This is a genomic window from Propionibacterium sp. oral taxon 192 str. F0372 (assembly GCF_000413315.1).
GTDB lineage: Bacteria > Actinomycetota > Actinomycetes > Propionibacteriales > Propionibacteriaceae > Brooklawnia.
In genome coordinates, this window is the sequence record NZ_KE340297.1 from 1,327,182 (window position 1) to 1,340,319 (window position 13,138).

Consider the following 13,138-nt stretch of genomic DNA (forward strand, 5'->3'; position numbering starts at 1 on the left):
AACGTGAAAACTTGGAGGCAAATAATCGAGACCGATGCGCGGGAACTAATGGAGAAGGCCCGTCAGCAGGCTGAGCTAGCCGACTCCGACGGAGCCCTTGCCCCCGAGGTCGTTAGGGCCTTATGTGCGAGCGGTTTGGCGGACGTCTTCGCGCACTACCGCGATCGCCACCGGCTTACCTTCCGTGAATTGATGAACTTGATCGTGGAGCTAGATGAGGTGCGCGTCAACGAGTTGGCTCGCGGCAGTTTACTCCCACAATAGCTGCCTATGCCGTTAGCTGCCCGCTGAGGGTCAGGCGGTGATCTGGGCGTGAATGCCCAACTCTTGATTTTCTGGGCTGATGCCGATGGGTACACTTCGCCGCGTAGATGGAAGAATGAACATGCCGACCTTGCATGTGCTGGCTGTTATTGGGGAAACATCAGTCATCGTGCCTGCACCACTAGGGAATGCCACCACAAAACAATCGAACACTCAATCAAGGATCAAGCTGCGTAAGCGGAACGTACCCACGATTTACGGAAAAGCCCACTCACCGGCTGGATGCCACACCTCACCCACCAAGCACGCTCCTTGACCAACAGGGGCCACATATCAGTCGTCGGTTGCCCGGTTGGCGCACCAGATGCCGACACCGGCGCAGACCACCACGCCGATTGCCACGACGAGGTCCGGGATACGCGAACTGACTTCCAGGGTACGGGCCTCCACCTCGAACTGGGTGCCAGTGGCCAGCCAACCGCCCAGGCTTGCTGCTTCGCGGTTGACAAGTAGGAATATGCCCAACCCGAGGGTCAGGAATCCTGAGATGAGCGACATCCAGGAATTGCGCCAGGTGAAATGGCCCAGGCGGACCTCGACGGTGCGCGGCGCCAACCAAGCAATGCCCCGTCGCCCGAGCCTGCCCCAGATGATGGCCAATACCACCAGCGGGATGCACATGCCTGCGGCATACAGCCCCATGAGCACCACCCCGTAAGCAGGGGAACCGAGAGAGGCAACAAGCAGCACCGATCCGAGGATTGGTCCGGCGCACACCCCGGCCACCACGTAGACGGTACCCAACAAGAAGACGGACAGCCGTGAACTGCCTTGCGTGATGCGGGCACCGATGCCGGGCAGTTCAATGCCACTCACCATGAGCGCCCCGGTGGCGACGATCAACCACGCGACGACTCCGATCAGCGCAGCCCGGTTGGCTATCAGCGACCCCAGCGTGCCCGCAAGCATCCCCATCGGCACCAAGGTGACCAGCAGGCCGAGGTAGAACCACAGGGTGCGCCCCAAAATCTCGCGGACGGTTCCGAATGCGTGAGCGAAAAAGGCCGGAAGCAGCATCACCGAGCATGGGGAGAACAGGGACAACATGCCCCCGAGCAGAGAACCAGCGAAACCGATGTCGATCATCTAGCGCGGAACACCGGCTTGCTTGAGTTCCAGATCGATGACCTTCGAGAAATTCTCGAAGGGTTGGGCCCCGATTACCGCGGTGTCGTTCACCCAAAAGGCTGGTACCCCGCTGAACCCCATCTGCTGGGCCAGGGTGAAATCAGCCTTGATCAATTCGAGTGTTGCCTGGTCGCTCAGCGCTGCGGTGAAAGTGTCGATGTCGGGAACCCCTGCTTGTCCGGCGAAGGCGATGAGCCGGTCGGTGGTTAGATCGGGGTGCCCACCTTCGACGACACCATTGGCCGCGACGACGTCCATGTATTCCCAGAACTTGCCCTGGGCACCTGCGGCTCGCCCGGCCATGGCAGTGGCTGCGGACTGCTGCCCAAAGACCGGCATGTCGCGGTATTCCAGGCGCACCAAGCCTTTGTCGATGTACTCGGAACGGATCTGCGGCAGGATCGTTTGCTCGAAATGAGAGCAGAAGGGGCAGCGGTAGTCGGCGAACTCGACGATGACCACCGGTGCATCCACCCTGCCCAGAGCCATCACGTCATTGGGGTCACGACGAGCCAGGCCCGCCGGCGCAGTGGGATTCTCCCTGGTGGGCGTGGTGGAGGGCTGTTGGGATTGGTGGGTAGTGGCCTCTTGCGTGGCGGGGGCGGGTCGGTTCATGTCGACGGTCTGCTGCGCCGCCAAACCGATGAGCAGCGTTGCACCCGCGCCGAACGCGACTCCGGTCGCAAATGCCTTGTTGCGAACCGACTTCATGCTGGGTTCGGTCATCGTCCTCCCTCCGTGCCCATGCCCGGCCATTATTGCAGGAGCTGGGCGTTGGTTCGTCGTTCCGGTGTCGGCGCGTGGCGGAGCCCGGCGATGGGCGATGATTGGTTGTAGACCGGGGATTCCCGGAGGACATCGGTGAGGAGTTCGTGTGATGAACGAGCCGAGGATCTGGTCGTTGGCCAGCGTGATGATCGATCAGACGATCGAGGTTCCCCATTACCCGGGCAGGGGCAGCGCGGTTCTCGCCACCACCTGCCGCTACGAGGTGGGCGGGGGATTCAATCTGGCCTCCGCGGTAGCCCGCCAGGGGGCGGCCTGCAATTACGGCGGTACCTACGGGGTGGGGCGCAACTCCGAACTCGCCTTGCGCGCAATGGCTGCAGAGGGGATCGAGGTCGTGCTGGCACCAGATGAACGAGGCGACGGCGGGGTCTGTTTGATCATCGTCGATCCCGATGGGGAGCGGACTTTCATCCCGGTGGCCGGTGTTGAATCACAACGGCGCCTCGACCAACTCACTGCCCTGCCGATCGTCGACGAGGACTGGGTTTCGATCTCTGGTTACGATCTTAACTTCCCGGTGAGCGGGGAGTCGATCCACCAGTGGTTGCAGGGCGATCCCGCGGGGCGTCTGTTTCTTGATCCCGGCCCGGTGGTCGCCGACATCCCCGCAGAACGCATGCGGACGGTCCTTGACCGGATCGAGGTGCTCAGCTGCAACCAACGCGAAGCTCAACTGCTCTGCGGATGCGACGATACCGGTGCCAATCTGGTGGCCCGGGTGCGCGCCGAGGTTGAGATGAACCCCGATGCCATGGTCATCGTGCGTGAGGGACCGCGTGGCTGCGTCGCCACCGGGGGAGAGCTGGGCAAGCGCATCGTGTCTGTGGCGGCACCCCAGGTACGGGCAGTCGACACCGTTGGTGCCGGAGACACTCACTGTGGGGTTTTCCTGGCCCGCATGGTCCAAGGCGCCGACGTCGAGGAGGCCTTGGGTGAGGCCAATGCTGCGGCTGCCGATTCGGTAACCCGGCGTGGCCCAGCCACCGCGCCACGCCGGGGGTGATGCGCATGGCCCTCGTACGCCTTGCCCCCGACCGACGGCTGGTGCTTGAAGGAGCTACGCAGCCCAGGTGCGAGTCATTTCCCGGAAAGGAGCGCATCTGGGGAAAGGAGCAGATGAGTCGGTCGGTCAGCGCTCGATTGGTTTGCTGGGTTGCGCAGGCTGGTTGAGCTGAGCGGCTGCGCTTGCGTAGAAGTCGAGCAGTTCGGTGGTGGGCACCGGGTTCTTGGCGGTCTGCGAGAGATCTCGGCCCTCTGCGGCGAAGGGCGGCGGATAGGACGCCAGAGACATGCCCAATGGGAGATCGACGATGTCGGCTTGCCATCCTTCCCAGCGCAGCACTTGGAAAGCCTCGTTCAGGCCGCCGCTGACGGCCGCTTGGACGAAGGCCAAGTACCCACCGCCCAAGCCTTCCCATTCCAAGGAGTCGGGGGCGAAATAGCAGACGTCGCCGGGGTTGATGCCTAGGGCGCCGCCGTCGATGGCGAACTGCCCGCCCAGCACGTCGAAGCCGATCACCAGATGCCCCGGCGGGGTGGATTCGGGAGTGGGTGCGCCCATGGCATTGGCATCGGCGATGCTCGGCAGGTCGGGTGCGTAACCAGAGCCCAGCAGGCGGAACCAGCCGTGGTCGGCGAGGATGGCGCCGGTGTTGAGCGCGATGGCACCCAGCATTGAGCGGGTGGTGACCTGCAGCCGCAGCAGGGTGTCGAAGGCTTGGCTGGGCTCCGGTTCGAGGACTTGATTCGCTGAGTTCTTCGTGAGCAGGGAACTGAACTCGTCCCAGGTCGTGGAATTCTCGATAACCAGTTCATCCAGTGTGCGGATCTGCATGCCACCAGTGTGACAGGCCGTGGATTCCGGGTGGGGTCTGTTGGGCGGGGTGTGTGGCATCTAAGCTTTTGGCATGAAGATCACGAGCCCCGATTTCCCCGAGAACGGTAAGATTCCGGTTGCCTACGCGCGCACCGGCGATGATCGCCGTCCCTGGTTCGGCATCAGCGGTGTGCCTGCCGCTGCGGTGAGCCTAGCGATCATCTGCCACGACCCCGATGCTCCGATGGATGGCGGTTTCTATCATTGGACGGTGTGGAACCTGCCCCCCACGACGACAGACATTCCCGGAGAGTCGCTGCCTACCGGCGCCGTGGAGGGCATGACCGATTGGAAGGAGACCGGCTACGGCGGTCCGCTGCCCCCATCGGGAACCCACCGATACAATTTCCAGCTCTTCGCCTTGGATTCGATGATCGATGCGCCGACGTCGACCACTGCGCCGGAGCTGGAAAAACTCATCGAGCCCCATGTCATCGACCGGGCTGTGGTGACCGGCCTGTTCTCTGCGGAGGACAACCTATCCTGAAGGTGCCGCGAATGGGCGTATGCGTACGTTGAGTCCGGCGACTTCTGGCTCCTGGCCGGAGGCATGCTGGCCGATGTGCGCTTGCCGATCCGTCGCCGGATGCTGCGTTGGCTGCCCCGGAGGTCCACGATCTCGGTTATGTGATTGGGTTGCCGGTGATTGTTTCGCCTTTTGTTTCGCCGTTGTGGGCGGTGGCATGGATGGCGAGGTTGTTGTTCATGATGCCGATGGGAACTGACGCTTCCGTGACTCGGGGTTGTCCGTTGGCGGGGGCGATGACGATCTCTTCGGGAGTTTGGCGGGTTGGTTCGGCATCCCCGTAGGCGGTTCCGTTGTCGTCTACTGCGGTGAACCATACAGAACCTTGATCTCCTCCGCCGACGCACCGGCCTTCGGTGGAAGTCAGTCGCATGGCTCCCCAGACGCTGTACTTCCCGTTTGGACTGTGTTTGGCTACTGCTTCTGGGCCGCCGTTGACGCGTGTTTGGCTAGGACTGGCGGGTGGCTCTGACGGGCAGGTGATCTGGTATGCGATTTCTCCGGTTGTTGCTTTCACCGCGAAATACAAGTTCGGTCCTTCTTTCTTGTCGACTTGCACGATGATCAGGTCGAACTCCCGGTCGATGGCCATTGGGCGGATGCTGAAGATCTCATTCTCCGTTGCTCCCGGAAATTCTTTCAGTGCCCAGTTTGGTGATGTTAGTGAGTCTTGCGATGCTGCGGGTGTCCAAAAGGGTGTTCGTCCGATGACATGAATGTTCTGGTATTCTGGAATCTTGTATTCCTTCATGTTGATGGTTGCGATGTTCCCATCTGAATCAATCGTGTTGAGTGTTTGATCGAGTTGGAAGGTGGTGTTGCCGAATCTAGTGGCCCCCGTTAAATCCTTGTCGGTGTCGGTGAGTTCTTTGAGTTCTCTTTCTTCTTTGACTGTTCCATCTTCCTGGGATAAGATTGTCATCTTCAGTATTGACTTCTTTTTGTTTTGGGTCGTGTCCTCAGCAGTCGTTTTCCAGATGATGACCACGATTCCGTTTTTTGTCTCGATGCTGATGTGTGAGGTGGGAAGCTCGTACTGCCACACCTTCTCGCCGGTGGAGGAATAGGCGCTCAATGTCTTGGCTTCTCGTGTGAACAGCCGGTTGGGCTGTACGTCCAGGACTGAATGGTTCTCAGTGGTCTCGATGCTCCACTCTGCAGCACCAAAGACGTCGCTGACTCGGGGAACTGACGATGCAGTACCACTGTGCGAAGGGGAGGTGTCTTCTCTTTGTGGGTCACCTCCACAAGCCATCATGGCAAGGGTGAGCGTGCTCAATGTCATGATGATTGCAACATGCTTCAATGTCATCATCGCTCCAATACCGTTGCTCTTGCGGGGACGAAACCTTGTGGGCATCTTCACTTTTGATGTGCTCGTCCGGCTTGATTTGTGGGTGGTCGATCTTAGCCCTGTTGTGAGGAGCATAGCGGGTGCGGGAACAGATCGTGCGGAGGTGAATTGAACCATTCGTGTGGTCCGTGCTGGCCATGAACACAATTAGGTTCACCTAAATCTCCCGTGGTGCTGTCGATAAATCCTGTTTGGCAAGGTGGGATGTTGCTGTGGATGTGCCGGTGAAAGAGTTCTGGTGCAACTGTGTGATGGTGGGGGCCTTCGGGTGGCGTCCGGAGTGTACAAAGATATGAGAGCGATTTTCAGTATCGATTTGTTGCAATATCGGCATACACCTGGTTTGATCGTTGCTCGGACGACAGGATGAGGCTCGCCACTACGGCGGATCTGTTCAAGGCGATCGGAACGAGTATCGGTTGGCCATTGTGCAGTTCCTCGGAACGGATCGGCAGTTGCCGGAACGATCTCTTGCGGAACTGGGCATGACCCAGCCACTGACCAGTCAGCGCCTGCGTGGGCTGCGTGACGCGGGGTTGGTCGACGGTGAACGGTGGGGTCGCTCCATCGCCCATCGGGGGAGCGGCACTTATGTGATTCACATCGTTGCCGATGCGCTCGTCCATTCATCCGAATCGAGGGAAAGGTTCCAATAATGAGCGAGAATACCCAGGCCGGGCACACCGAGGCAGAGCATACCGTCGCCGAGCATGCTCACGGCGAGGGCTGCGGCCACGAGACGGTACAGCACGGCGATCACGTCGACTACGTGCACGACGGGCACCGCCACGCCGCTCATGGCGACCACTACGACGAGCACTGAGCAAATCGGCGTTGGACGTGGGCCGGGAGATCTGCTCCCGGCCCATCGTCGTGTTTTGGAGTGATTCTGCTTAGGCCGGACGCCCGAACGGCCCAAGCAGAATCACCACGGACTTTTCGCCGATATTTCCCCAAACCTGGTGAGCTTGCCCGGGAGTCCGTTTCTTGCTGTCAATGCGTGGTTGGTATCAAGGATCGGGAGGATCGTGAACAAGTCTTGAGGTGGGGGTCTGGTTGGGGAGCCCACGTCTGTTTGGCTCGGGGTTCCCCAACCAGATGGTTGATCACTTGGGTGGGTTTCCGGTGATCGATTTTGCTCTGAAGATTGTTCCTTCTTGCCGGAAACCGAGGACGTGGACACCGAGCCCTCCGGTCATGATCCCTACGGGGTAGTATCCCGTGGAAACTTTCGCTTCGCCATTGGCCGGAACGGTGACGAACTGGTCATCATCCATTTTTTCTTCTGCCCAGGTGCCATAGGCTGTTCCGGAATCGTCCACTGCCAGCAACTCGACTTCTTTCTGCTCCCCGCCGCCGATGCAGCGCCCCTTGTCGGCAGAGATCCAGATTGATTCCATGACACCGTATTTCCCGTTCGGGCTATTTCGGGCAATATTCGTCGAGGCATCGGAATGAGAATAGCCCGGGCAGGACAATTCGTAGGCGATCTCGCCTGTTTCTGCCTTGACGGCGAAGTAGGATGGTTTTGGCGCGGCTCCATGCATCGCCTGGACAATGAGTAGGCCAAGTTTGTTGTCAATGGCCAGGGGGTCAATCGCGGAGACTTCTTTTTCGGGTAAGTTCGGGAAATCTTGCAATGTCCAGTTGGCTGAGACGAGGGCGTCTGCCGAGTTGTCTTTTGGCCAGAAGAGCGTGGTTCCGACAACGGAAACTTTTCCTGGGCTTGCGCGGTCAAGTTTTGCTTTGTCCACATTCACGACACTGCCGTCCCAAGCGATTGCATTGACGGTGTTGTCACTCTCAAAAACGATGGTTTCATCGTTTGTAAATACTTTATCTGAAGGAACTTCGATCTCCTTTTGCGTGGAACCGTCCTTCAAGGACAAGAGGGTGATCTTGCTCATGCGGGTGTCTTTGTCGAGGGTCGAGCTCTTGACATTCTTTGAGTCGACCATGACAACCGTCTTTTCGAGGACTTGAACATCGACTCCCTGCTCGAGCTGGAGATCCCACAATGGTTCGCCGCTAGAAGAATACACGGCCAGTGCTGTGATCATCTCACTTGACCGGGTCGCCAGGACTACTTGTTCAGGGCGTACGATGACGTCTTCGTCATGACTTGGATCCCGAGTGAGAGTCCACTTTGCGGGGCCAAAGTTGTCGCCTACCTCGAAGCTGCTCGGTGTTGAACTCGATGAGGCGCTAGGTGATGCTGAGTTGCTCGCTGCCGAATTGGCGGCGGACTCGCTTGGCTGGGGGTTATCCGAACCGCCACCACATGCTGCCGTGCTGAGGGCAAGCGCGGTCAGGGTCAGGGTGATTGCTGCACGTTTCAGTTTCATGGGTGCTCCATCTTTCTTTTGTGAAAAGCTGGTCCTACGTGGCTGAATATCAGAGTTCCTGGTTTGTTTGACTAGTCTACTGGACAAATTCTTGCACTTTAAGTGTATCGGGTGGAAGGGTCACTCTACGGTGGCCTCCGCACTGAGTTGTGCACCTAGTGAGCCGCAGGTGTCGATGAACCCAGTACCGGGCCACATGGTCTGGTACGGCGCGTGGGCGCTCGGCTCATGGCGTACTCGTCGGCATCTCTAGACACGAAAGACCATCAGGGAGCGTGGTGGTTCCCCCACGTTCGACCTCGGTTATGTGATTGGGTTGCCGGTGATTGCTTCACTTTTGCGGGTGGCGAGGTTGTTGTTCATAGTGCCGATAGGAACCTGATGATTCCGTGGCTGATTTTAGTCCGTTGCTGGGGGCTTGTTTGTCATGTGTAGGCAAGCCCCCAGCGCGGTGTTCTCGGGGCGACATCGTTTACTTGTTTTCCCTCACGGTAGACCCGATCTGCTCACTTCTTTTTCGTGTAGATTTCGCCATGCCATTTGGTTTGATCCGGGATAGAAATGGTTCCGTCATCATTGATGGAACCGGTCAATGCCCGGGATTCGCTCGACCTCACGAGCGTGAAATTTTTGTCGGACGATGACCACTGGCAGCCCTCTTGGACTTCGATCTGTACGCCCTCTTCTTCCTTGTAGTCTTCGCTATACCCGCATTTTCCGCCGGATTTCAGGAGCAATACTGTGTTCCCGGCAGAACCGAGATATGTGCCTTCGATAGACTTGCCGAAGCATCCTGTCAGCGAGATGCCCAGTCCTACCGCGATGAGTGTGGCAGCAGACCTTGTTAGTTGATTGTGCATGCTGTGTGAGCGCAGCCAAGGACCGCGCACTCCTTTCTTCTTTGAACGAGCAGTGGCAGGTTGCGAAGAGATTCTACCGGTGACCGGGTTCACGTCGGGTGGTCTGCTGCAGCGGATCAGATGTTCACTCGTCCTGCTGCCCTGCGAGCAAGCTTGCGGTCATCAACGGGTGAACATATGAGCGTTGCGCGTAGACACACAGGGCCGAGCGCCCACTGCACTCGGCCTACGGTCGGGGTGACAGGATTTGAACCTGCGACCTCTTCGTCCCGAACGAAGCGCGCTACCAAGCTGCGCCACACCCCGGCGGCCCATCGGGGCCTCGTACAGGTTAGCCCAGGTGGGGTCGCGCTGCCAATTCAGGCCCGTGCCGTCAGATGCAGCAGCGTGACCTCCGGGCGGCAGAACAGACGCAACGGAACGAATGGCGACGTGCCGATTCCTGCCGACACGTGCAGCGGTACCGAATGCTCTCCGTGATGCCACGTGTTCAACCCCGAGGTGTACTCCAGTGGGATATCCGAATTGTTCACCAGGGCCCGGTTCACCGGCAGGCACACCTGCCCGCCGTGGGTATGCCCGGCCAACACTAGATCCAGCCCGTCATCGGCCATCGCATCCAGCACCCGACGGTAGGGGGCATGGGTGACCCCGATCGACAGATCCGCGTCGGCAGCCCGGGGCCCAGCAACCAGGTGATACTCGTCAAGACCGGTGTGGGCGTCGGCAGTGCCACGCAACTCGACGATCCGCCCATCGGCTTCTACACGACCCGACCGGTTGTCCAGGAAAAGCCAGCCGCCCTCGCTGAGGCGTTCTTGGAGACGTTGCCATGGTAGAGGCCTGGGATGCTTCTGTGGGGTGGAATTCCCCGCCAGATAGCTGAACGGATTGCGCGGCACCGGCTTGGAGAAGTCATTCGACCCGAAGACGAACCCGCCGGGAATTCCCCGCAAACCGGACAGCAAATCTGCCACTAGGTCAACCGAGCCAGCCGATGAGATGTAGTCGCCAGTGCCGATCACCAGGTCGGGGTGCAGATCGACCAGGCCTGCGACGAAGCCCTGTTTGCGTTGCTGGTAGCCCATCAGATGGATGTCGGAAAAGTGCAGCACTCGCAATTCATCCTGGCCCGCGGGCAGGACCGGCAGGTGGGCTTCACGTACCACGAAGGCACGCGCTTCCACCCATGCCCCAGCAGCAATACCTACGCCCAGCGAGGCACCCACGCCGAGAAGTCGTCCGAACCACCCCATGTCAGCGTCCCGAAGGAGCTTGCCAGGGGTTGAACTTGGCAGGTTCTCGTCCGGCCAGCAGCGGTTGCATGATTGGTTTCCAGAACGCACCGGCACCGATCCCGTTGTAACCGCCTAAGCTCCCGCCGCCCAGCGGTGACAATGGCATGGTCAGCACGTTGCGGGATGCGGGGTTGGTCGCCTGCCAACCGGGAGAGGAAGTATCGCCGGCCACCACGATCGCCGTCGACATGTAGGGGGTGTAGCCGACGAAGGCCGAGGAAGAAGCCGAGTTATCCGAGGTACCGGTCTTGGAACCCTGGTCGATGCCGTTGTTGATCCAGGTCTGCGCCGAAAGCCCACGCTCCTGGGTGGCTTTCATCACGTAATTCACCCCGTCGGCGACGGTTGGATCAATGGTCTGCTGGCAGTCGGCGCTGGGTACTGGCACGTCCACCCCATCGCGGTTGGTGATCGATGACAGGATGATCGGATTGCACCGCACTCCACGGTTGCCGAAGGTCGCATAGCTGGCGGCCATCGACAGCGGGGTCACATAGGGGGCGCCCAAGGTGAAGGATGGGACTTCGCCCCAGTCGCTCAACTCGTCGCCGAAACCGGCGGCATCTGCCTCGGGCTTGGCCAGCTGTACCCCGGCGCGCTGAGCCATGTCAGCAGCTTGACAAGGTCCGACCCGCTGCTCAAGGGCGATCCAGTAGTTGTTGACCGACCACATCATGCCGGTCACCATGTTGAATGATCCCTTGTCTTGGCCGCCCACCGCATTGGTGGTGGTGTAATTCTCGTAGAGGGTAAACGTGTTGTCGCCGCAGCCACGGAAAGTCTTGCCACGCCAGTTCTGGGATTTCGCCACCCGGATCGACGTCGAATCGGGGTAGTTACCCTGCTGGATACCCGCCGCGGCGGTCCAGATCTTGAATGTCGAACCGAACATGAAGCCCTCGGCCCCGCCCATGGCATTGGTGACCGAGTAGTTGTAGTTCGTCTTGCCGTCGCCATCACCCCACTGCGGGCGCGATTGCACCATGGAGACGATGCGGCCGGTCGAGACCTCGACCGTGTCGGCTACCGCGATCACCGGGTCAGGTGCGCCGATCACCGAAGAGATCACCCGCTGGGCATTGTCCTGGGTGCCTGGATCGACGGTCACGGTGATCGTCAGACCACCACGGTTCAAGGTGTTACGACGGTCTCGCGGGGTCGCACCCAAGGAGGTCATCTGATCCGATTCCAAGGTCTTCAACGCGTAGTCGCACACGAATGGGTAACGCGAATCGGAACACCCGTTGGTGAATTCCTGAACTTGTGATGTGTCGAATGGGACGGCCTTGGCGGCTTCCGCCTGCTCTTGGGATAGACCTTGGTAACGTATCTGGGAGTCAAGCACCGCCGCGCGACGGGCTATCGCAGCCTCCGGGTAATTCACCGGATCGGTTTGCGAGGGGTTTTGCACCAGCCCGGCGAGCATTGCCGACTGGGCCAGATCAAGCTGGGATGCGTTGACATTGAAGTAGTGCTTCGCAGCCGCCTGCACTCCGTAGGCGCCGTCGCCGTAGTAGGCGATGTTCAGGTAGCGCTCTAAGATGACGTCCTTGGGGATCTCCTTCTCCAAGGCGATCGCGTAACGCATCTCGAGAATCTTGCGCTCCATGGTGGCCGCTTGTGCCTCGGCTTCGCACGTGGCGTCGCCGTAGCACAGCTGGATGCGAACCTGCTTGACGTACTGCTGGGTCAAAGTGGAGCCGCCACCGCTGATTGAGCCGCCGGCCACGTTACCCACCAGGGCACGCAGCACCGACTGAGCGTCGATTGCGCCGTGCTCGTAGAAACGGTGATCCTCAATCGAGATCTGCGCGTTCTGCATCTCCTTGGAGATCTGGTCGAGCGGAACGTAGCTGCGGTTTTGGTCGTAGAACTTCGCCAACTCCGAACCGTCGCCCATCAGCAGGGTCGATGCCTCGTTTTGCTGGGGCACCGACAAGCTGGTGGGTACGGAGCCGATTGCCGTGGTGCTTGCGCGGATCGCTCCGGTGCCCAGCGCGACGAACGGCAGGACCAACCCCGCGGTCAGGACGCCGGCGAGCACGCTGATGGCAGCCATCAGCGCCAAGGACTTTGGCTTGCTCATCAAGAACTTCAGGTTCACGTCACCAAGGATACGTGAAGCCCAGTCCACGGCACCCCTGTTGAACCCCCAGATCAGCCCAGGGTTGATCAAATAGCTCCTCAATAGGCAGGGGGCGAGTTTTCCAGAACTCAACCCCGGGTGTAGTTTGGGTGGCACCGCACCAACGAGGGTGACGGCCACTCGCACCAAGGAAGGAGCGTGTGTCGATGGCCATGCCTGACCCCGAAGACTGGCCCTTGCTGGCCAAGTGCCGCGGGATGAATGATGCCCTGTTTCCCGAGGGCAAGGATCAGAAACGAGCCAAGGCGATCTGCGGCGGCTGTCCTGTCCGCCCCCAGTGTCTAGCCGAGGCACTGGACAATCACATCGAATGGGGCGTGTGGGGCGGAATGACGGAGCGCGAACGACGTCAATTGCTGCGTCTGCGCCCCGATGTGGAGTCTTGGTTCGAGGTTCTCCATCAACAGCCGACAACGACGCGCCCCCACGTCACTGCCGGTGTCAGTTCCTGATTTTCCCTCCCCTTGTGGGTCCCGCACTCACGGTGGTGTC

At 59.9% G+C, this 13,138-nt stretch carries 14 protein-coding genes and 1 tRNA gene; 5 read left to right on the plus strand and 10 right to left on the minus strand.

The window, feature by feature from the left end:
- Positions 1–3: 3 nt before the first annotated feature.
- Entirely contained in the window at positions 4–264 is a 261-nt protein-coding gene (locus HMPREF1531_RS06165) for a hypothetical protein (RefSeq protein WP_016669068.1), read from the plus strand.
- A 333-nt stretch (positions 265–597) separates the two neighbouring features.
- On the opposite strand, the gene HMPREF1531_RS06170 is transcribed toward HMPREF1531_RS06165, so the two are convergent.
- Both HMPREF1531_RS06170 and HMPREF1531_RS06175 read right to left on the minus strand, forming a co-directional pair.
- Complete coding sequence (locus HMPREF1531_RS06170; protein WP_016669069.1) at positions 598–1,410, minus strand: cytochrome c biogenesis CcdA family protein; 813 nt, start codon at positions 1,408–1,410, stop codon at positions 598–600.
- Positions 1,411–2,178, minus strand: a complete 768-nt coding sequence (locus HMPREF1531_RS06175) for a DsbA family protein (protein ID WP_016669070.1) — start codon at positions 2,176–2,178, stop codon at positions 1,411–1,413. It lies immediately after the preceding gene.
- Positions 2,179–2,329: 151 nt separating this feature from the next.
- Here HMPREF1531_RS06175 and HMPREF1531_RS06180 point away from each other — a divergent pair, with 151 nt between their 5' ends.
- Positions 2,330–3,244, plus strand: a complete 915-nt coding sequence (locus HMPREF1531_RS06180; RefSeq protein ID WP_016669071.1) for a PfkB family carbohydrate kinase — start codon at positions 2,330–2,332, stop codon at positions 3,242–3,244.
- A 126-nt stretch (positions 3,245–3,370) separates the two neighbouring features.
- On the opposite strand, the gene HMPREF1531_RS06185 is transcribed toward HMPREF1531_RS06180, so the two are convergent.
- A complete protein-coding gene (locus HMPREF1531_RS06185) occupies positions 3,371–4,075 on the minus strand; it encodes a DUF2625 family protein (protein WP_016669072.1) in 705 nt (234 codons plus the stop codon).
- 73 nt (positions 4,076–4,148) lie between these two features.
- Between HMPREF1531_RS06185 and HMPREF1531_RS06190 the strand changes: the two genes are divergently transcribed.
- Entirely contained in the window at positions 4,149–4,604 is a 456-nt protein-coding gene (locus tag HMPREF1531_RS06190; protein ID WP_016669073.1) for a YbhB/YbcL family Raf kinase inhibitor-like protein, read from the plus strand.
- Positions 4,605–4,740: 136 nt separating this feature from the next.
- Here HMPREF1531_RS06190 and HMPREF1531_RS06195 read toward each other — a convergent pair whose 3' ends face one another.
- Both HMPREF1531_RS06195 and HMPREF1531_RS14155 read right to left on the minus strand, forming a co-directional pair.
- Positions 4,741–5,958 carry a hypothetical protein gene (locus tag HMPREF1531_RS06195; RefSeq protein ID WP_198011001.1) on the minus strand — a complete coding sequence of 406 codons (1,218 nt, stop codon included), beginning with the start codon at positions 5,956–5,958 and terminating at the stop codon, positions 4,741–4,743.
- A 344-nt stretch (positions 5,959–6,302) separates the two neighbouring features.
- Complete coding sequence (locus HMPREF1531_RS14155) at positions 6,303–6,623, minus strand: hypothetical protein (protein ID WP_016669075.1); 321 nt, start codon at positions 6,621–6,623, stop codon at positions 6,303–6,305.
- Between the two features lie 29 nt (positions 6,624–6,652).
- Here HMPREF1531_RS14155 and HMPREF1531_RS06205 point away from each other — a divergent pair, with 29 nt between their 5' ends.
- Entirely contained in the window at positions 6,653–6,820 is a 168-nt protein-coding gene (locus HMPREF1531_RS06205; RefSeq protein ID WP_016669076.1) for a hypothetical protein, read from the plus strand.
- A 283-nt stretch (positions 6,821–7,103) separates the two neighbouring features.
- Here HMPREF1531_RS06205 and HMPREF1531_RS06210 read toward each other — a convergent pair whose 3' ends face one another.
- The 5 genes from HMPREF1531_RS06210 to HMPREF1531_RS06230 all read right to left on the minus strand — a co-directional run bounded on the left by HMPREF1531_RS06210 (position 7,104) and on the right by HMPREF1531_RS06230 (position 12,604).
- Positions 7,104–8,342: a hypothetical protein gene (locus tag HMPREF1531_RS06210; RefSeq protein ID WP_016669077.1), complete on the minus strand. Its 1,239-nt coding sequence runs from the start codon at positions 8,340–8,342 to the stop codon at positions 7,104–7,106.
- Between the two features lie 506 nt (positions 8,343–8,848).
- The gene (locus HMPREF1531_RS06215; protein ID WP_156860199.1) at positions 8,849–9,295 is read right to left on the minus strand and encodes a hypothetical protein; all 447 of its coding nucleotides are present in this window, start codon (positions 9,293–9,295) and stop codon (positions 8,849–8,851) included.
- A 139-nt stretch (positions 9,296–9,434) separates the two neighbouring features.
- Positions 9,435–9,508 (minus strand) — tRNA-Pro (locus tag HMPREF1531_RS06220).
- 53 nt (positions 9,509–9,561) lie between these two features.
- Positions 9,562–10,458 (minus strand): metallophosphoesterase, encoded by an 897-nt coding sequence (locus HMPREF1531_RS06225; protein WP_016669079.1) that lies wholly within the window; start codon positions 10,456–10,458, stop codon positions 9,562–9,564.
- 1 nt (position 10,459) lies between these two features.
- Complete coding sequence (locus HMPREF1531_RS06230) at positions 10,460–12,604, minus strand: transglycosylase domain-containing protein (protein ID WP_156860200.1); 2,145 nt, start codon at positions 12,602–12,604, stop codon at positions 10,460–10,462.
- A 188-nt stretch (positions 12,605–12,792) separates the two neighbouring features.
- Here HMPREF1531_RS06230 and HMPREF1531_RS06235 point away from each other — a divergent pair, with 188 nt between their 5' ends.
- Positions 12,793–13,098 (plus strand): WhiB family transcriptional regulator, encoded by a 306-nt coding sequence (locus HMPREF1531_RS06235; RefSeq protein ID WP_016669081.1) that lies wholly within the window; start codon positions 12,793–12,795, stop codon positions 13,096–13,098.
- Positions 13,099–13,138: the final 40 nt, after the last annotated feature.